19 protein-coding genes and 1 tRNA gene are annotated in these 18,617 nt (G+C 70.2%); 5 read left to right on the top strand and 15 right to left on the bottom strand.

The annotated features are described in order from the left end of the window. Positions 1 to 80: 80 nt before the first annotated feature. The gene (locus WG212_RS00935; RefSeq protein WP_337185243.1) at positions 81 to 368 is read right to left on the bottom strand and encodes a hypothetical protein; all 288 of its coding nucleotides are present in this window, start codon (positions 366 to 368) and stop codon (positions 81 to 83) included. 26 nt (positions 369 to 394) lie between these two features. After that, a complete protein-coding gene (locus WG212_RS00930; protein WP_293375698.1) occupies positions 395 to 664 on the bottom strand; it encodes a DUF2312 domain-containing protein in 270 nt (89 codons plus the stop codon). 128 nt (positions 665 to 792) lie between these two features. On the opposite strand from WG212_RS00930, the gene folE reads away from it, so the two are divergent. Further along, positions 793 to 1,383, top strand: coding sequence for a GTP cyclohydrolase I FolE (folE, locus tag WG212_RS00925; protein WP_337185177.1), 591 nt, complete (start codon positions 793 to 795; stop codon positions 1,381 to 1,383). Positions 1,384 to 1,480: 97 nt separating this feature from the next. Here folE and WG212_RS00920 read toward each other — a convergent pair whose 3' ends face one another. After that, positions 1,481 to 2,134 (bottom strand): PEPxxWA-CTERM sorting domain-containing protein, encoded by a 654-nt coding sequence (locus WG212_RS00920; RefSeq protein WP_337185176.1) that lies wholly within the window; start codon positions 2,132 to 2,134, stop codon positions 1,481 to 1,483. A 292-nt stretch (positions 2,135 to 2,426) separates the two neighbouring features. On the opposite strand from WG212_RS00920, the gene WG212_RS00915 reads away from it, so the two are divergent. After that, positions 2,427 to 2,516, top strand: a tRNA-Ser gene (locus WG212_RS00915). A gap of 95 nt (positions 2,517 to 2,611) precedes the next feature. On the opposite strand, the gene WG212_RS00910 is transcribed toward WG212_RS00915, so the two are convergent. The 9 genes from WG212_RS00910 to WG212_RS00870 all read right to left on the bottom strand — a co-directional run bounded on the left by WG212_RS00910 (position 2,612) and on the right by WG212_RS00870 (position 12,568). Further along, the gene (locus WG212_RS00910; protein WP_337185175.1) at positions 2,612 to 3,733 is read right to left on the bottom strand and encodes an acyltransferase; all 1,122 of its coding nucleotides are present in this window, start codon (positions 3,731 to 3,733) and stop codon (positions 2,612 to 2,614) included. Between the two features lie 139 nt (positions 3,734 to 3,872). Then, positions 3,873 to 5,018 carry a hypothetical protein gene (locus WG212_RS00905; protein WP_337185174.1) on the bottom strand — a complete coding sequence of 382 codons (1,146 nt, stop codon included), beginning with the start codon at positions 5,016 to 5,018 and terminating at the stop codon, positions 3,873 to 3,875. A gap of 82 nt (positions 5,019 to 5,100) precedes the next feature. Further along, positions 5,101 to 6,171, bottom strand: a complete 1,071-nt coding sequence (locus WG212_RS00900) for a PepSY-associated TM helix domain-containing protein (protein ID WP_337185173.1) — start codon at positions 6,169 to 6,171, stop codon at positions 5,101 to 5,103. Then, on the bottom strand, positions 6,171 to 8,306 hold the full coding sequence (locus WG212_RS00895; protein WP_337185172.1) for a TonB-dependent receptor: 2,136 nt from the start codon (positions 8,304 to 8,306) through the stop codon (positions 6,171 to 6,173). Before WG212_RS00895 ends, WG212_RS00900 begins: the two co-directional genes overlap by 1 nt. Positions 8,307 to 8,421: 115 nt before the next feature. Beyond that, positions 8,422 to 9,684 carry a 3-(3-hydroxy-phenyl)propionate transporter MhpT gene (gene mhpT / locus WG212_RS00890; RefSeq protein ID WP_337185171.1) on the bottom strand — a complete coding sequence of 421 codons (1,263 nt, stop codon included), beginning with the start codon at positions 9,682 to 9,684 and terminating at the stop codon, positions 8,422 to 8,424. 76 nt (positions 9,685 to 9,760) lie between these two features. Next, complete coding sequence (locus WG212_RS00885) at positions 9,761 to 11,401, bottom strand: peptide ABC transporter substrate-binding protein (RefSeq protein WP_337185170.1); 1,641 nt, start codon at positions 11,399 to 11,401, stop codon at positions 9,761 to 9,763. Positions 11,402 to 11,446: 45 nt separating this feature from the next. Further along, on the bottom strand, positions 11,447 to 11,719 hold the full coding sequence (locus WG212_RS00880) for an usg protein (RefSeq protein WP_337185169.1): 273 nt from the start codon (positions 11,717 to 11,719) through the stop codon (positions 11,447 to 11,449). A gap of 178 nt (positions 11,720 to 11,897) precedes the next feature. Continuing rightward, positions 11,898 to 12,335: a Dps family protein gene (locus WG212_RS00875; protein WP_337185168.1), complete on the bottom strand. Its 438-nt coding sequence runs from the start codon at positions 12,333 to 12,335 to the stop codon at positions 11,898 to 11,900. 17 nt (positions 12,336 to 12,352) lie between these two features. Further along, entirely contained in the window at positions 12,353 to 12,568 is a 216-nt protein-coding gene (locus WG212_RS00870; RefSeq protein WP_337185167.1) for a DUF2061 domain-containing protein, read from the bottom strand. A gap of 192 nt (positions 12,569 to 12,760) precedes the next feature. Between WG212_RS00870 and WG212_RS00865 the strand changes: the two genes are divergently transcribed. Next, entirely contained in the window at positions 12,761 to 14,023 is a 1,263-nt protein-coding gene (locus WG212_RS00865; RefSeq protein WP_337185166.1) for an LLM class flavin-dependent oxidoreductase, read from the top strand. Between the two features lie 10 nt (positions 14,024 to 14,033). Beyond that, complete coding sequence (locus WG212_RS00860) at positions 14,034 to 14,813, top strand: alpha/beta fold hydrolase (RefSeq protein ID WP_337185165.1); 780 nt, start codon at positions 14,034 to 14,036, stop codon at positions 14,811 to 14,813. 4 nt (positions 14,814 to 14,817) lie between these two features. Here WG212_RS00860 and WG212_RS00855 read toward each other — a convergent pair whose 3' ends face one another. The 3 genes from WG212_RS00855 to WG212_RS00845 form a co-directional block, all read right to left on the bottom strand. Next, complete coding sequence (locus tag WG212_RS00855) at positions 14,818 to 15,750, bottom strand: siderophore-interacting protein (protein ID WP_337185164.1); 933 nt, start codon at positions 15,748 to 15,750, stop codon at positions 14,818 to 14,820. 94 nt (positions 15,751 to 15,844) lie between these two features. Continuing rightward, positions 15,845 to 16,420 (bottom strand): class I SAM-dependent methyltransferase, encoded by a 576-nt coding sequence (locus WG212_RS00850; protein WP_337185163.1) that lies wholly within the window; start codon positions 16,418 to 16,420, stop codon positions 15,845 to 15,847. Next, complete coding sequence (locus tag WG212_RS00845; RefSeq protein WP_337185162.1) at positions 16,417 to 17,784, bottom strand: amino acid permease; 1,368 nt, start codon at positions 17,782 to 17,784, stop codon at positions 16,417 to 16,419. Before WG212_RS00845 ends, WG212_RS00850 begins: the two co-directional genes overlap by 4 nt. Before the next feature lie 188 nt (positions 17,785 to 17,972). On the opposite strand from WG212_RS00845, the gene WG212_RS00840 reads away from it, so the two are divergent. Further along, a complete protein-coding gene (locus tag WG212_RS00840; protein WP_337185161.1) occupies positions 17,973 to 18,551 on the top strand; it encodes an alpha-ketoglutarate-dependent dioxygenase AlkB in 579 nt (192 codons plus the stop codon). Positions 18,552 to 18,617: the final 66 nt, after the last annotated feature.

The following is an 18,617-nucleotide window of genomic DNA, read 5'->3' as shown; positions in this document are numbered from 1 at the left end:
GGCCTCTCCGCACGCCACCATCGCGCCAGCGTAGGGCGCGGGCGCCGAAGACTTGGTGAAAAAGGCCGGTTAACGCGCGTTCAGCCCTTCGGCGGTCGCCGCCGCACGGGGCGGCCCGGCGCGGCGGCGCCCTTGGCCTTGGCGGTGATCTCCCTGAGCTTGCGGGCCTGCATCAACGAGAGGGCCTGGCCCGGCGCGCCCTTCTCGGGGTCGCCGAACGCGCGGCCGTACGTCTTCACCCGCTCGCCCACGTCGGTGAGGAACTCGCCCTCCCAGTCGGAGAGCTCGACGCCGGCCCTGTCGGCTGCGCGGCGGGCGCGTTTCAGGGCGTTGAGGGCGGCGCGTCGGGTCGCCGCCTTCCGCGCCACGAGGGGCGAAGCGGTGGGCTTCTTCCTCAAATCTCCCCGATCGCCGAGAGGTAGAGGTCGAGGATCGCTTCCTCCTCCTGCCGCTTGGCGCGGTCCTGCTTGCGGATACGGATCACCTTGCGGAGGACCTTGACGTCGAAGCCGTTGCCCTTGGCTTCGGCGAAGACCTCCTTGATCTGCTCGGCGATCTCGGCCTTCTCCTGTTCGAGCCGCTCGACGCGCTCGATGATGCTCTTGAGCTGTCCCTGGGCGGTCGCGTTCAGGACGTCGGAGTGGGCGGTCGCGTCATCGGCCATGGCCAAGCCTTTAAACTGGATGTGAGGGGTCGGAAAGGCGCGGAACCTAGTGATCCCGGTCCCGACTGTCACGCGCCTCTGAACCTTGGCGGGGACCGATCGTTTGAGACTTTGAAGCCGGAGGGACGATGGCCCAGGACAAGACGAGCAAGCCCACCGAGGCCGACGCGCTGGCGGCGGTGCGCACGTTGATCGAATGGGCGGGCGACGACCCCGACCGGGAGGGGCTGCTCGACACGCCGCGGCGGGTGGTGAAGGCCTATGGCGAGCTGTTCGCCGGCTATGGGACCGATCCTCGCGGCTACCTCGAGCGCACCTTCGAGGAGGTGGGCGGATATGACGAGCTGGTGATTCTCAAGGACATCCGGGTGGTGAGCTTCTGCGAGCACCACATGCTGCCGTTCCTGGGTCGCGCCCACGTGGGCTACCTGCCGAACGACCGGGTGGTGGGGATCTCGAAGCTGGCCCGCGTGGTCCACGGCTTCGCGCGACGGCTGCAGATCCAGGAGAAGCTGACCGCCGAGATCGCCGAGGCGATCCAGGACGTGCTGAAGCCCAAGGGCGTGGGCGTGGTGATCGTCTCCGAGCACAGTTGCATGACCATGCGCGGCGTGAACACGCCCGGCTCGAAACTCACCACGAGCACCCTGCTGGGCGACGTCCGCGACGATCCCCGCACGCGCCAGGAGTTCTTCGACCTGGTGCGCAACGGCGATTGAGCCTCCGAACACGAAAAACCCCCCGCCGGGCTCTGGCGGGGGGTCCTCGAAGCGCCGGCCGGGGAGAGAGGCCGGCCGGCGGGTACACTCGGTGTTCCTACGCGAAGGTCGCGCCCACCACGCGGCGGCGCTGACGCAGCACCGCGCCGGCGGCGCCGAAGCCCATGATCATCATGGCCCATGTGGCCGGCTCCGGCACGGCGGCCACGGCGGCGTTGTCGACCTCGAACGAGTTGGCGCTCGAGCTCAGGATGACCTGCTTCACCACGGCGCCGCCGAAGCTGAAGTTGACGCGGGCGCCCCAGTTCCAGTCCTGGCTGGAGTCGCCGCCGAACAGGTTGGCGCCCGAGACGATCTCGTCGAAGCCGTCGCCGATGAAGCGGATCGAGTTGTAGGTGTCGGGCGAGCCCATGTAGAGGCTGAAGGCCTTGAATCCCGAGACCGAGGTGAAGGTGGCCGTGGCGCCGCCCGGGACGGTCAGGTAGTTGGTCGGGTCGTTCGGCAGGGTGCCGGAGTAGCCCGCGTCGCCCTCGCCCACGCCGACGGTCGCGCCGCTGAGCGTCAGGGTGTAGCCGGCCAGCAGCACGGTTTCCGGGGCGCCGGGATTGTTGAAGTCGGCCAGCAGCACCTGGCCGGTCGGCAGCAGGTCGGGGTCGAAGTAGCTGGTCACGTTCACCGAGACCGCGGCCGAGGCCGTGCCGGCGATGGCCGAAACGGCGACGGCGGCGAGCAGGAGGTTGCGGATCTTCATTTTTTCCAGGTCCGTGTCATTGAGCCGGCCCCAGCGGAGCCCGTTCCGGTTTGAGACATTACGCGTGCACTTCGGCCGCCGCGCTGCACGGGCCGTGCCAGATAGCGTTGTTACGGCGCAGTCTCGGGGGTGGATGCGCGAGTCGCCGGACTCCTTCCCGAGCGGTGGGCCGCCAGGCGACAGGCCGCGGCCGGACATGGGTGGCGATCCGCCGCTTGCCCCCCGCGGGCGGATGGGTTAGTTCCGCCGCTCGCTCAGCCGGCGCGGTGACCCCCGCGCCGCGCAGCCCGTCGGAGAGGTGGCTGAGTGGTTGAAAGCACCGCACTCGAAATGCGGCATACTCGCAAGGGTATCGAGGGTTCGAATCCCTCCCTCTCCGCCATTCCACCACGGTTGGCGCATCCTGGCCGATAGGCCGGCCCTGCGCTTCGGAGCAGCCCGGAGCTTCGCGAGGATCGGCGGCTGCACCGCTGCGGGCTATGTCCGCGCGGCGGACGCGAGCCGGCCGCCGCTGAGCAGCTTCGCCGCCGGCGGCGCCACGGCCTTCAGGCCGGCGCCCAGGAGCCGTGTCGCCGCCAGGACGAGCAGCGGCTGAAGCAGCAGGAAGGCGGGATACAGCGGCGAGCCCAGGGGGCCGCTCAGCGCGCCGATCGCCGGCCCCGCCAGCCACATCAGGATCAGGTGCGAGCAGAACATCAGGAAGGCGTAAGGCTCGAGGCGCAGCAGGGCGCCGGCGGCCCGGCTGGCCGCGAGGCGCCAGGCGATCGACCAGAAGAACAGCGCGGTCGTGAAACGCGTGGCCAGATCGACGGCGGCCATGAGGGCAGGGTGGTCGACCCCGGCGTCGATCCCCCGCGTCTCCAGCCAGATCTGGAGCCCGGCGAGGGCGACGTAGGCGATCGTCACCCGGAACAGGGGTGTCGCCGCCAGGGGGATGGCGAGGCCGTGCCGGCGGGTCAGGATTCCCAGGATGAAGAACAGGAGGATCGAGGGGCGCAGCAACAGGAGGAACGAGATGCTCGACAGGGACCAGGCGAGCGCAAGCCCGGCGATGGCCAGCAACAGGGGGCTTGGCAGCCGGACCAGGGCGATCGCCAGGACCATGCAGACGAAGAGGTCGCGCAGGAACGGCGTCTGGACGTTGATGTCGTTCGGCGTGGCCAGGCAGAAGAGTTCGTCGATCGTCCACCACCAGCTTGCCGGCGTCGGGGCCTGAATCCAGCCGGCGAAGGCCGCGCCCGAAACGAGGATCAAGGCCAGGGCGTTCCACAGGACCATCGGCGCGAGGATCGAGCGCGCCTTGTCGGTGAGGAAGGCGCCCCAGCCCCGCCGCGTCAGCGAAGCCGCGACCAGCCACCCGGCGATGATGCTGAGGAGGGGGACGGCGCCTCGGCCCAGGAGTTCGATCAGCGCCCAGCGCAGCAGGCCCTGCGGCGTGTCGTTCAGCCTGGCCAGCGCCGCGCCGTCCAGGCCGGTCCAGGCATGGACGTAGACGATCCCCAGGACGCACAGCACCCGGGCGATGCCTATGGTGGCGGAGAGGCGACCATCCGGGCCGTCCGGCGGCGGGGGAGGCGTGCGGGAAATCAAGGGCTCCAAGGCGTGCTGCGCCGTCTCCGGCCGGTCTGTCGGACGAGACGGGGTTTGCGGGAGACAGCAGGCCAAAGTTTGGCGGCCCCGCGGCCCTCACTCCCGCGCCCCTCACTCCCGCGGCCCGCGACGGTGCAGGCCAACGGCGCTAGAAGTTGCAACCCGCCGTACTGCCGCGCGGCGGATGACGGCCGTCCAGGGACAGCGTGGCGCTGTAGAAGCTCATCGCGCCGCCGGTCGGCGCCGTGCGCTGGTTCACGATGATCGTGAAGGGCGCGCGCCCAGGGAGGCTCCCGGCGTAGCGCCGTTCGCCTTCGCCCACGCCCAGTGTCTCGCACGCCATCTCGGTCACCTGGGCGCCGCGCGTCCGCAACGCGCCGACCACGTCGTAGGGGATTTCCGCGCCGGTCGCGTTCCATGAAACGCCGATTCCCGTGGGCGCGCCGGCGCCTTCGACGAACGCCTCGAGCCCGCCCAGGCGCCCCGTTGCGAGCATCCCGCGCGGCGCCTGCGCCGCCCACCGGACCCCGGTCATGCGGGCCTTGAGCTCGGCGACGGCCGGCCGCTGTCCCGGGGCTGGCAGGGCGGCCATCAGCGCGTCGGCCGCGGGACGGGAGGCCAGGATGTGCTTCCAGCGTTCCCGGCATTCCTCGTCGGCCCAGCGGGCGGCGCCGGCGTCGCGGGAGACAAGCTCTTGCCGGCAGCGCGCCAGGAAGGCGGCCTCGGTCTCGCCGGCCGGGGCCGCGCCCGCGGCGCCCCCGGCAGGTGCGGCGGTCGCAGGACCGGCGCGGTCGGCGTCGCTCACCGAGACACCCGCGCCGAACGAATGTCCGTTCCAGGCGAGCTGGGTCGCGCATTGCGTCGTGGGGGCCGCGCCGGGGCCGCAGACGGCGCCGCGGCGCGCGATCTGGATCTTGGCCGGCGTTCCCGCCAGCACGCGGAAGCCGATGAGCTTGTCGGCGAACACACGCGGCGCCTGGCCGCTGGCGTCGGTGACGAAGATGTCGACCTGCGCCTCGCCGTTCTCACGGAAGAGATTGGGACGGCCGGTGCAGATGTAGTCGCCTTCCGAGACGAGGTAGTCGGGCCGGCGGTCTCCGGTGAAGTCCTGCGCCACGATGAACCGCCCGCCGCCCGGCTGGCCGCCGGCGGCGCGGCAGCGCGCCTCCAGGCTCTTGAGGTGGTCCATGACGATGGACGGGACGCGCGGCTGGGGCTGGGCGGTCGCCGGGAGGACGAAGGCGAGGCCGGCCGCGACGAGGCCCGCGGCGGCGAGAGCTGGGATCGGACGCATACGCTGAACTCCTTGCCCGTATCCTGGCCCGTATCGGCCGAGCTTGAAAACAAGCGCCGCCCTTGCGGCGTTCACGAAGGTGTCAGGCTGTCGCGAGCCGCCGCCTGGGGGTCTTGCGGGTGAACCAGAAGGTCCAGAAGGTGAGTGTCCCGAAGACGCCCAGCGCGAGACCGCACAAGGTGATGAGCAGGCGATAGGGCAGGCCGCCGACCTTGGCCGCATGGATCGGGTAGAGGGCGTTGTAGGCCTGGGCCCGGGGCGCGAGCTTCAGGGCGTCGCGGACGTGGGCCAGTTCGCCGGTGTCGGCGGCGAACCAGAGCGTGGTGCGCCCGTTGGGCAGCCACTCCTCGGGCTGGCGCAGCCTGAGGCTCACATATCCGCCGTCTCCGCGCGGCAGGGAGAGTATCCGCACCTCGGCGTCGGGATAGAGCCGCCGCGCCGTGGTGATCATTCCGGCCCAGTCGGGGTTGTCCGCCAGCGCGGCCTTGCGTGGGGGCGGGGGCTTGAACGCAGCGGTCACCTCCGCGGCGGCGCCTGGCCCCAGGACGAGGTCCGCGACCGGCCGGAAGATCATGATGGTCCCGGTGACCAGCGAGACGGCGAGGATCGGCGACAGCAGGGCGCCCCAGTCGCGGTGATGGCGCAGGATGGGGAAACGCGTCATCCGCTTCGGCCAGGCCCGGAATTCGAAGTTGCGGCGCAGCGGCCACCACAGGATCAGGCCGGTGATCACGAACCCCAGCCCGGCGAGGCCTGCGATCCCCGCGACGATCTCGCCGGTGTCGCCGGCAAGAAGATGGTGGTGCAGGTCGAACAGCCAGATCTCGGGCCGCTCCCACTTGCCGGCCCAGCGCGTCACGACGGTTCCGTCCTGGCGGGCGTAGCCGCCTCCGCCGTCGAAATAGCTCAGGGTGTCGAGGCCGAAGTCGCGGGTGGCGAAGACGATGCTGCGGGGGCGGGTCTCCGGCTCGGCCAGCAGCCGCTGGGCGGCGGCGGCCAGGGCGGCGGTGTCCTGAACCTGGGCGTCGCGCGCGCCGGGAACGCCGATCCAGGCGTCCTTGTGGGCGAGAACCGCGCCGCTGAGCCCCAGCACCGCCAGCAGGAGGCCGATCAGGCCGCCGGTCCAGCGGTGCAGGAGGTCGACGAGCCGCATCAGAAGCGGTGGTCCCACGAGAGGGTGAAGGTCCGGCCGCGGCCCGAGAAGAAGCGGGCGTTGTTGGTCGGCTGCGTCGTGTCGGTGTTGTAGTCGATGTAGAACTCGTCGAACAGGTTGGCGACCGCCAACGTCACCGCCCCCCATGCGCCGCCGTCGTAGCGCACCGAGGCGTCGACCAGGGTATAGCCCTCGAAGTCGTTGCGCGGGTCCGAGCCGTCGAAGCTGCGGGGAATGTAGCGGCCCACCTGAAGCCGGCTGGTCCAGGCGCCGCGGACATAGTTGGCCGACGCGGTGAAGCGGTCGGGACTGATGTTCGCGCCGTCCAGGTCGATGTCGACACGGCCGTCGCCGTTGGAATCGGCGCGGCCCTTCAGGTCGGCGTAGCCGGCCTGGACCGTCAGGCCCTCGATGGGCGTGCGGGCGGTGACGTTCAACTCCAGCCCTTCGATCTCGACCCGCTGGCGCTGGACCTCGAAGACCGTGCCGACCAGGACCAGGAGCTGGCCCTTGGTGCTGGTGGACCAGAAGTAGCCGGCGCTGGCGCTGATGCCGCCGCGATTGAACTCCAGCCCCACCTCCCGGTTGTTCGAGACGATCGGGCTGATGTCGAGGTAGTCGTCGATGTCGATCCCGTTGACGTTGATCGAGCGGGTGATGCGGCCGACGTCGGGAACGGTGTAGCCCTCGGCGTAGCTGACATAGGCCCGGACGCCCGCGACCGGCTCCACGATGGCCCCGGCGTTGAACAGGGTGTCGGAGAACTCGGGCGCCCCGCCCGAGACGAAGCGCGAGCCGTAGGACGCCAGGGTCGTGAAGTCGTCCACCTTGATGCGGACCTTCTCGTGCCGCAGGCCGCCGGCCAGGCGCAGCTTCTTGTCGAACAGCGCGAGGTTGCCCTGCACGAAGGGCGCGATGCTGCGGTAGTCGGTGGGCGGCACCCAGGCGCGGTCGGTGAGGACCAGGGCCTGGACGGTGCGGTCCTTCAGCAGGTCCAGCCCCAGGGTGGCCGTCAGCGCCTCCAGGCCGGGGACCTCGCGCTCGTAGCTGAACTTGGCGCCCAGCTTGCGGGAACGGTTCTCGGACTGGTCCAGCAGCGTGCCCAGGGGCGCGAGGCGGGCGTCCTGGAAGGTGGCGTTGACGTCGCCGCCGAACAGGTCGTGCGTGCGGTTCCAGAACGCCTGCGTCGACAGGTGGCCGCCCCAGACGTCGTCGTCCACATAGGACAGAGCCGCGCTCTCGGTGCGGCTCCGGGCCGCCTTGGTGGGCTGGACCCCGCGGACCGATGTGGAGGGAACACCCGTCGTGCGGTTTCCCGCCACGCTCACGTAGTCGCCGTCGCCGGCGATCTGGAAGCGGCTGAGGATCAGGTCGACCCGGCCGGTTTCGCGGGGGGCGTAGCCGAAGCGGCCGAAGAGCGACCAACTGTCGCTGTCCTGGGTCTCACCCTGCGCGGCGTCGAAGCCGACCCGGCGGCCCTTGCCGTCGTAGTAGGCGCCGCGGCTCTCGAAGGCTGCGCCGAACGTGGCGTCGAAGGCGCCGCCCCTCCAGCTGGCGAGGCCCGCGGCCTTGTGGCCATAGCCGTCGCCGTGGAAGCCACTGTCGGCGAGGGCCTGGACGAGCGCGCGGCCGGAGAAGCCCTCGTCGCGCGGCGCCCCGACCGTCACCTGGTTCACGATGCCGCCGGCGCCGCCGATGCCCTGGAGGGCGTTGGAGCCGTAGATCACCTCGACGCGGTCCACGAAGAACGGGTCGATGGTGAAGCCGTCGCGCGAGCCGTCGCGCAGCGGAGTCGACTGCGGAATGCCGTTGATGGCGTACAGCGGCGAGCGGCCCCGCAGGGTCTCGCCCGCGCCCGACATCTTCTGCCGCGTCGGCGAGAACGACGGCGTGAGGGCCGCGACCGCGTCGACCACCGAGCCCGAGATCGTCACCTGCTGGTCGAGCGCCGACTTGTCGATCACCTCGATGGTCAGCGGCAGGGCGTTGGCGGGCAGGATGGTCCGCGCCGCGGTGACCACCACCTCGCTGACCTCGCGCGCCGGCGAGGCTTCGTCGGCCAGCGCGGGCGTGACCAGGACAGGGGTGGTGACGGCGGCGCCGATCAGGGCGGTGAGAGATGTCGTTGCGCGCATGCGGTCCCCGATGGATTGCGAGGGGCGCCTATAGCGCAGCGCTAGATGCGAGTCATTCGCATTCTTGTTTGCAAGACCGGGCTTTGCAAGACCGGGCTTTGCAGGACGGGGCCGGTCAGTCGGCCCTCCTCTTCGCCGCCCGGGCCAGAAGCAGCAGGATCAGGGCCGCGCCGAGGCCCACCGGCGCCATCGACATGAAGACGTCGCCGGGCGAGGCGCCGGCTCCCCGCAGTTCGCCGGCGATGAGCGGTCCGAAGATCGACCCCAGGCGGCCGACGCCGACGGCCGCGCCGGCGCCGGCCGCGCGCAGGTGGGCGGGGTAGAGCATGGGCGCGACGGCGTAGAGCGAGAACTGGGCGCCCAGGACCAGGAACCCTGCGGCGGCCGACAGAGAAAGGATGCTGGCCGGCGAGTCCGCCCAGGCCAGCCCCGCCATCGCCGCCGCCAGCGCGAGATAGGACGCCGCGAGCGGCCAGCGCCAGCCGAACCGGTCGGTGACCGCGCCCATCGCCAGGGAGCCTATGACCCCGGCGGCGTTGAAGGCCATCGCGGCGGCGAACCCTTCTGACGCCGGGAGGCCCTTGTCGATGACCAGCGTCGGGAGCCAGTTGAGCGCCAGATAGAGGACCACCAGGGTCAGCATGAACGCCAGCCAGACGAGCACGGTGGGCGCCGCCCGGCCTTCCGTGAAGAGGGCGCGGGCCAGATTGCGGTCGGCGGCGGGGTCCGGCGCGGGGCGGGTCTCGGGCAGGAACTTGAGGATCACCGGGATCAGGAGCAGCGGCGCCAGGCCGCCCGCCAGGAAGATCATCCGCCAGTCCAGCCCGTCGCCCGCGAGGCGCGCCACCAGGGCGGCGGTCGCGCCGCCGACCGGCATGCCGCAGAACATCGCCGCCACCGTCGCGGCGCGCCGCTCGGGCCGGGCGATCTCGACCGCCACGGCGATGAGGTTGGGCATGGCGCCGCCGAATCCCAGGCCGGTGGCCAGCCGAGCCCACAGCAGGGCCTCGTACGAGCCGGCCGTCGCGGTGACGATCGAGAACACGCCGAACAGGGCGACCGAGCCCACGAGCACCGGCTTGCGCCCGAACCGGTCGGCAAGCCAGCCGCCGGCGAAGGCGCCGATCACGAGGCCGATCATGGCGGCGCTGCCGCCCCACCCGAGCTGCGACGGGTCGAGCCCGAGCTCCGGCGCCATCTTCGGCGCGGCCACGCCGAAGGCCTGGATGTCGTAGCCCTCGATGGCCGCGATCAGGAAACAGACGAAGACGACCAGGCTCGCGCCGGCCGCAGACCCTTTCACCACCTCGACGCCCCCTGTGCTCAGCCCTTGGGCCCAGACGGTGCGCACCATGGTCGGCGCGCAGACCCCTGTCATCCCAATCCGTCATCCCAATCCGTCCTTCGGGATTACGCAGGACCGGGCGGAAACCCTGTGGCCGTGGGGGCGAGCCTCAGCGGTCGAGGCACAGCCAGCGTGTGCGGTGATAGTTGGGCGGGTTGTCCACCCAGCCGGTCACGCGGGGACTTACGAGGTTGCGGTTCACCACGAAGAAGATCGGGATGGTGGCCTCGTCGTCCAGGACGAGCTGCTCCGCCTCCGCGAGGATCCGGGCCCGCCGCTCGAGATCAGGCTCGTTGTCGGCGGCCAGGAGCAGGGCGTCGTAGGCCGGATTCTTGTAGTCGCCGTAGTTCTGGGCGCCCGTGTCCGACTTGAAGAGCCCCAGGAAGGTCGTGGGATCGTTGAAGTCGGCGAACCAGCTCATCGAGCCGACCTGGAAGGCGCGGTTGCGATAGGCGGCGAAGGCCACGCCCGCCTCGTTCTGCTCCAGCTTCACCTCGACGCCCACCGCGCGCCAGTCGGCCTGCACGGCCTCCATCAGCAGAAGCGTGTCGGTGTTGTTGGCCGAGGTGATCGTGATGCGCAGCGGACGCCGCGTCGTGAACCCGGCCTCGGCCAGCAGGCGTCGCGCCTCGGCCTGCCGCTGGTCGAAGGGCATCCCGGCCCACTTCAGGCGCGGCCCGTCCGTCTGCACGTGGCCCGCGGTGATCGGCGGCACGAACGAATAGGCCGGTTCCTGGCCCGCGCGCAGCAGCTTCCCGGTGATGAACTCGCGGTCCACCGCCATCGACAGCGCGCGGCGGACGCGCACGTCCTTGAAGGCCGCCACGTCGCGCGTGTTGAACGAGAGGTAGGAGACGGCCAGGGCCACGCCGGTGCGGGCGTACCCCGGCATGGTCTGTTGCAGCCGCGGATAGCGGTTCGACTGGAAGCGGGTGTTCACGTCCAGTTCGCCGCGGGCGACCCGCCGCTCGGCGGTCACGACGTCGGGCGTGGGATAGTAGTTCACCCGATCGAGGCAGACCTTGTCGGCTTCCCAAAAGTGGGGGTTCTTCTCGACCGAGATGTGGTCGCCCAGGCGCCAGGCGACCAGCCGATACGGGCCGTTGGAGACATAGCGGCCCGGCCGCACCCAGTCGTCGCCGTATTTCTCCACCACGTGCTTGGGCGCGGGATAGAAGCTCTGGTGCTTGAGCATCTCGGGCAGGTAGGGCGCGGGGTGTTCGAGGGTGATCTCGACGGTGCGCGGATCGAGCGCGCGCACGCCCAGCGCGCTGAGCGGCGCCTTGCCCTCGTTCACCGCCTGGCCGTTCTTCAGGAGGTACAACAGGTAGGCGTAGATCGACGCGGTCTTGGGGTCGAGCGCCCGCTGGAGACCGAACACGAAGTCGTCCGCCGTCACGGGAACGCCGTCCGACCACTTCGCCTCGCGCAGGTGGAACGTCCAGACCAGGCCGTCGGGCGTCGTTTCCCAGTGGGTGGCGCCGCCCGGCATGGGCGTGGCGTCGGGCGCGTCGGTGGTCAGGCCCATCATCAGGTCGCTGATGATCGCCGCCTCGTCCACCAGGTTGGCCTTGTGGGGGTCCAGTGTCTGGGGCTCGGAGTTGTTGCCGTACTCCAGGCAGACCTTGGCGGCGGGACAATCCGCCCGCTGGGGGGCGGTGTCGCAGCCGGCGAGCAACAATGCGCCGAGCGCGGCGAGGACGGGCGCTGCGGAGGCCAGGGCGGGCGCGAGGGCGACGGGAAACTTCACGCCGCCATCACTCCATGCGGATTCGGCGATTGTCGAGCGCGGCGCTCAGCTGAGACGGAACTCGGCGTCGATCGCCTTGAGTTCGGCAGGCCGGATCAGGCGGTTGTGGCCCACCGTCACCCGGAACAGCGGCCCATCCAGCGTACGGGCCCAGAAGTCCAGGAACGTCCGCAGCGTGGGGAACTCGGGAAACAGGTCGTAGTCCTGCCAGACATAGCTCTGCAACAGGCTGGGGTGGTCGGGCATCCAGTATAGGATTTCGGCCGTGGTCAGCCCATAGCCTTCCAGTTGCCTGCGGAATTGGGACGATGCCTTCATGCGCGACCTCTCGTTCCGATGCGCGGCCAGAACCCGGCCGCGCCCTTCGGGGCCACTAGATGTGAGTCGCGATGAAAGTTCTATAAATACAATCAAATAGCACTCATATTCGAGCGCTGCTGCCAAGCTTGGACTCCTTTTTGGAGGGCCACGGCTCGCCGTGGCCCTCCAGGGTTATTCATCCCAGCGTCGCGCGGATCATCCAGGCGTGCTTCTGGTGGGCGTCGATGCGGTCGTCGATGACGGCGGCGGTGACGTCGTCGGCGTCCTCGCGGGCGGCCTTGGCCGAGGCGATCAGCGCCTCGTGGTCGGCCAGCAGCTCCTTCAGCATCGCCTCGGCCGACTTGGCCGGGTCGCCGTCCTTGATGTCGGACAGCTTGCCGAACGCGGCGTAGCCCTGGGGCGCCAGGGCGCCCAGCGCGCGGATGCGCTCGGCGATCACGTCGATCGCGCCCCACATCTCGGTGTAGTGGGTCATGAACAGGCTGTGCAGCGACGAGAAGTTCGGGCCGCGGACGTTCCAGTGATAGCCGTGGGTCTTCAGATAGACCGCGTAGGTGTCGGCGAGCAGCTTCGAGAGGCCTGCGGCCACCTTCTCCTGTTTGGCGTCAGCCATGATCGTCTCCTTCGTGTTCAATGGGCGTGCGCCCGGACCGCGGCCGGCGTGCGGCGGGCCCGGGCGCGGTTCCAGGCGCGCTCATGCAGGGCGAATGCGATGGTCTGGAATATCGGTTCGATGAGGCCCACCGCCAGGGCGGCCTGCCAGTTGCGCGTGAGCGCATACGCTACGGCGATGGCGACGGTCATGTGAACCACCGACCAGCTCGCGGTCTTCATGGCGATCTGCATGGCGTCCTCCTCGGATGGGGACCCAGAGGTAGGATGCGCATGCCCACAAAACAAATCGATCTTTCCAGAAAATAATATCGACAATTACTATGGTCTGCGTGGCGGCGCGGTGACGGCTTGGCGCGGCGGCCAGATGGGTTATCGTTGTTCAGCGATCCCGCAGCAGACGGGACGCGGACGGAGGATCGGCCCATGAAGTTCACGTGGTTCAACCTGATGCCGTGGCCCTACCTCCCGGACGATTTCCGGGAGAAGAACCGCTCGGTCTGGGTGGACATCGACCAGCGCCTGTTCGACCCGGCGAAGAGCCACGAGGTCTACAACACCTACATGGACCTGCTCGAATACGCCGGAACCCTCGGGTTCGACGGCATCGGGGTGAACGAGCACCACCAGAACGGCTACGGCATCATGCCCAGCCCCAACATCATCGCCGCGGGCCTCGCCCGGCGTACCACCGACGCGGCGCTCGTCGTGCTGGGCAACTCCATCGCGCTCTACAATCCGCCGGTCCGCGTGGCCGAGGAGTTCGCGATGCTGGACTGCATCTCGGGCGGTCGGCTGGTGGCGGGCTTCCCCGTCGGCACCTCGATGGACACCAACTACTGCTACGGCCAGATTCCGAGCCTCACGCGCGAGAAGTACCAGGAAGCCCACGACCTGATCATCAAGGCATGGACCGAGCGTGACCCGTTCGCCTTCAACGGCCGCTACAATAAGCTGCGCCACGTGAACATCTGGCCCCGGCCCATCCAGCAGCCCCATCCGCCGATCCATATCCCCGGCGGCGGCTCGGTCGAGACCTACGATTTCTGCATCGACAACACCTACAGCTATTCCTACCTCAGCTTCTCGGGCTACCTGCGGGCCAAGGCGCTCATGAAAGGGTACTGGGACCGGGTGGAGGAGCGGGGCGCCCCCGACAAGAGCCCCTATCGCGCCGGCTTCGCCCAGACGATCTGCGTGGCCGAGACCGACGCCGAGGCCAAGAAGCTGTACGAGAAGCACGTCAGCTACTTCTATAACCGCTGCCTCCACGTCCATCCGGGCTTCGCCGACGCCCCCGGCTACCGCACGATCAAGACCATCCAGACCGGGGCGCTCTCGCAGTATGCGCCGCCGGTGGGCGGATACACCCAGCTCACCTGGGAGGAACTGACCGAACAGGGCCACGTCATCGCGGGCTCTCCGGAGACGGTGCGCCAGCGGATGGAGGACCTGATCAAGGGCCTGCACGTCGGCAACATCTTCTGTCTCATGCATGTGGGCGACATGCCCGCCGACAAGTGCATGTATTCGACCCGACTGTTCGCCGAGAAGGTGATGCCGCACCTGCGCAACATGTTCCCGGACTATGCCGACGACGACCGGTTCTGGTGCAAGCCGTTGCCGAAGCTGGCCAAGGCCGGCTCGCTGCCGGCCGAGCCCGCCCGCGCCCCGATCCCGGCCGAGTGAGGAGACGAGGATGTTCGAGCTCAAGACCGTCTCCACGCACCATGTCCCGGTCCGCTACCTGGTCGGCGGCTCCGGCCCCGACCTCGTGTTCCTGCACGGCGCGGGCGGCGTCACGGCGGACGACCCGCTGCTGGCCGAGCTGGCGAAATCCCATCGGGTGCATGCCCCGCTCGTCCCAGGTTACGGCGACTCCGAGGAGGCGCCCGAAATCCGCGACATGCTGGACTTCACGCTCCACACCTGGGACGTGGTCGCCGCCCTCGGCCTGAAGGACCCGATCCTCGTCGGCCATTCCATGGGCGGCATGATCGCGGCCGAGATGGCGGCGGTGCAGCCGAACGACGTCTCGCGCCTGGGCCTGATCGCGCCCGCCGGCCTGTGGGACGACGAGCACCCCATCGCCGACCTCTTCGCGACGATGCCTTACGAGATGCCGGCGCTGCTGTTCCACGACGCCGAGGCCGGCGCGGCCCTTTTGACCGCGGGGCGTGACGTGACCGATCCCGGCTTCCTCCAGACCTATCTGGTGACGAACGCGCGCCAGCTCGGCATGGCCGGCCGCATCCTGTTCCCGATCCCCGAGCGGGGCCTGAGCCAGCGGCTCTACCGCATCCGGGCGAAGACGGTGATCGTCTGGGGCGACTCCGACCGGCTGATCCCGCCCGTCTACGCCCATGGCTTCAAGAAGGGGATCGCCGGCGCCGAGCTGGTCTCGATCCCCGAGGCCGGCCACATGGTCGGGCTGGAACAGACGAAGGCGGTGGCTGAGGCGATCGCGCGGCTGGGGTAGGGCGCTAGTCCAGCACGCGCCCCAGCCGCCAGTAGCCCATGAGGTTGATGGCGTTGCGCGCCAGGCCGCGGGCCTGGACCAGCTCGCGGCGGATCGCCATCACCGCCGCGGACTCGCCGGCGACCCAGGCGTAGAAGCCGTCCGCCGCGCCGGCGGCGCGCTCCCACGGGAGCACGGCCTCGATGTCGATGGCCTCCAGCGGCCCGTCGGCCGAGGCGGCCGCGGGCGTCTGCGCGAGAGACAGCGCCTGCGTCATCCCCTCGCCGTGCGGCGCGCCCGACCGGGGCAGCCAGCGCACGTCCAGCCCCGGCCAGTCCGGCAGCGGCAGGGCGTCCTCGGGATCGGGGACCTCGATGAACGCCTGCGCGGCCGGCGGATCGGGCCGCGCCGCGAGTTCCTCGAGGATCCCCGCGGCGGCGGGCAGGGCGGTCTCGTCGGCGATCAGCAGCACGCGCTCCACGTCCGCGGGCGGGCGCCACTCGTAGCCGCCGGGATCGCCCGCATAGGCGGCGCTGGGCGCGGTGATCTGCAGGCGGTCTCCGGGTTGCGCGTCCAGCGCCCAGCGCGAGGCCGGCCCGGCGCGGCCGTGCAGGACGAAGTCGATGTCCACCTCCCGCGCGGCCGGGCGCAGCGCGCGGATGGTGTAGGTGCGCATCGGCGGCCGATCCTGGACCGGAAGGACCTTGTACCGGGCGTACCAGTCCGCGCGGTCCTCCAGCGCCGCGGCGCGGCCGGCGGGATCGGGAAAGAACAGCTTGATGCGCTGGTCGGGCGCGCAGGTGCGCATCTCCCCCACCGCCTCGCCGCCGAACGTCAGCCGGGCCATGTGGGGCGAGAGCGTCGTCCGGCGGACGAGCTCGACGCCGAACAGCCTGTAGGGCCGGACAGCCGCGGGGGCCTCACGCTCCGTTTCTTCGCTCGCCTGCTGCTCCGCCATGCCGCGCCTCTGGTTGCGAACTGTTCGCAACGATCCTGCGCACCGATGCGAGCCGTTCGCAACTATCGGCGCGGGCAGAGGCCTCGCGACGGCGTCAGTCGGTCGTCTTCTCCGGCACGCGCCACAGATAGATCCGGCCGCCGTCCTCGACATCGACGGTCTTCTCAGGTTCCCAGTCGCCCATGTCGAAGGCGTGGCTGACGATCCGCGTGCCGGGCTTCAGCTCCAGCAGCCTGGGCATCAGCTTCACGTTCAGGCTGGGGAGCAGGTAGAGCGTGATGACCGTCGCCTCCTTGAAGTCGGCGGTGAACAGGTCCTCGTTGCGGAACTGGACGAGTTGGGTGACGCCCGCGGCCTTGGCGTTCTCGTTGGCTTCAGCGATGCGTTCGGGATTGATGTCGATGCCGACACCCCTCACCCCGAACTTCCTGGCCGCCGCGATGGGAATGCGCCCGTCGCCCGAACCCAGGTCATAGAGGACGTCGCCGGCTTTCACCTCGCCTAGCGCCAGCATGGCCTCGACGGTGTTGTTCGGCGTGGGAACGTAGATGACGTCCGGCGCCCGCAGCGGCGCGGTGTTCTGCGTCTGGGCCTGCGCCTCCACGGTGCTGGGCGGCGCCTGGCAGGCGATGAGGGTCAGGGCCGCGGCGGCGAGCGCATACGCTTTCACGGGGGCGTCTCCTTTTTCTGCAGGGGGATCATGAGCAGCCCGCCCAGAGCCAGGATGGCAAGGCCCAGCAGGGCCCCCCGGCCGGTGTAGGCCAGGCTCGAATAGAGCAGGTAGGCGTTGGTCAGCACGAACAGCGCCGGCAGGACCGGATACAGCGGCACGCGGAACGGCCGCTCGGCATCGGGCTCGGTATGGCGCAGGCGGAACAGGGCCACGCCGACCAGGAGGAAGAAGCTCCAGAAGACGGGAGCCGTATAGTCGACGGCGAGCTGGAAGCCGTCGCGGGCGAAGGCGCCCAGGATCACGAGCGCCAGGGCGGCGGCGCCCTGGACGATCAGCCCGTTTCGGGGCGAGCCCGAGGCCTCGTCCCAGCGGCCGAAGATCGCCAGCCGGGGATGGTCGCGCCCAAGCGCCCAGGCGGTGCGCGCGCCGGTGAACACGGTGGCGTTGGCCGACGTCAGGGCGGCGACCGCCACGAAGGCGCTGATCAGGCCTGCGCCCAGCGGGCCGAACGCCAGTTGCATCACGTCGGCGGCGACGGCCTGCGACCCCGCGACTCCGGCCAGGCCGAGGGCCCGCAGATAGGCGGCGTTGACGAGCAGGTACAGGACCGTGATCAGGCCCAGGCTGAACAGCAGCACCGGCGCCATGCGGCGGCGGGCGTCCTTGAGTTCGGCCGAGACGTAGGCCGCCTCGTTCCAGCCGCCGAAGGTCAGGAGGACGAACACCATCATCAGGCCGAAGGCGCCGCTGTCGCTCGTCACGATCTGCGGCGCCGCCGCCGGCGCGACCAGCAGGCCCGCGACGATCACCGCCGTCAGCCCCGCGATCTCGGCCAGGGTCAGCCAGACCTGGACCCCCGCGCCGGCGCGCACGCCGATCCACTGAACGGCCGTGATCGCGATCACGCAGCCCGCGGCGTAGAGCGCCGGAGAGTAAGGACCCAGCGAGACGATCTGGCTGGCGTAGTCGCCGAACACGAAGGCCAGCAGCGCCACCGAGCCGGTCTGGATCACCGACAGCCGCGCCCATCCGTAGAGGAAGGCCAGCCGTCCGCCGAACGCCCGCTTCAGGAAGTGATAGTCGCCGCCGGCGCTGGGAAAGGCCGACGCCAGTTCCGCGTAGCAGAGCGCGCCGACGATGGAGATCAGGCCGCCCGCGATCCAGGCCAGATAGACCATCGCCTCGCTGGATGCCGCGCCCGCCACGAGCGACGGCGTGCGGAAGATGCCGGCCCCCACGACGATCCCGACGGTGATGGCGATGGCGTCACGCGCGCCCAGCGTCATGCCCGGCGAGGGTCCGGCTGTCGCGCCGGGCGTCGTCATCGCCGCCCCCGGACCGGGCGGTGTGGCCTTGTCCATACGCTACCTCGCTCGCGGACAGGCCGCCGTTCCGATTGGCGGCCGAGGGCCACGGAAGGTCAACGCCGCAGCGGCCGTCCCGTGGCCGGGGGGCGATCACGGCTGCGTGACCCTCTGGCGCAGGCTTTCCGGCGCAGCGGTCGAACCTGTCGTCCGCGACCAGAACGGGCGATCTTTCCGCCGGGCCGGTGCGCATCCACATGCAGGGCATGGACCTTTTCGACGACCTGCCGCGAGGCCCTGACGGATTCTCCTGTCAGACCGACTTCATCTCGATGGCAGAGGAAGCGGCGCTCGCGGTCCGGTTCGCCGAGCTTCCGTTCGCGCCCTTCCTTTTCCGGGGCGTCTCGGCGCGCCGCCGGGTGCTGAACTACGGCCGCCGCTACGATGGCGCGTCCGGGCGGCTCACCGACGCCGCGCCGATCCCGGGCTGGCTGGAGCCGGTCCGCGCTCGCGCCGCCGCCCTTGCGGGCCTGCGGCCGGACGAGATCGTCCACGTCCTCATCAACGAGTACCGGCCCGGCGCGCCGATCGGATGGCATCGCGACCGGCCGATGTTCGACCGCATCGTCGGCGTCTCGCTGCTCGCGCCGGCGGTGATGCGGTTCCGCCGTCGGGTCGCCAGCGGCTTCGAGCGGATGCAGGCGCCGCTGGCGCCGCGATCCGCCTATGTCCTGGCCGGATCGGCGCGCCTGGACTGGGAACACAGCCTGCCCGAGGCCAAGGCTCACCGGTATTCCATCACGTTCCGAAGCCTGCGCGACTGAATGCCCGCGACGCACGGTTGCGGGCTTTTCGCAACTCGTGTCGGATACGGTCGGGGGGAGTGGCCC

It is taken from the genome of Phenylobacterium sp. (assembly GCF_037189685.1).
Classification (GTDB): Bacteria; Pseudomonadota; Alphaproteobacteria; order Caulobacterales; family Caulobacteraceae; genus Phenylobacterium.
The sequence above is the reverse complement of the archived record's forward strand: the minus strand, read 5'-3'. Positions and strand labels throughout refer to the sequence as shown.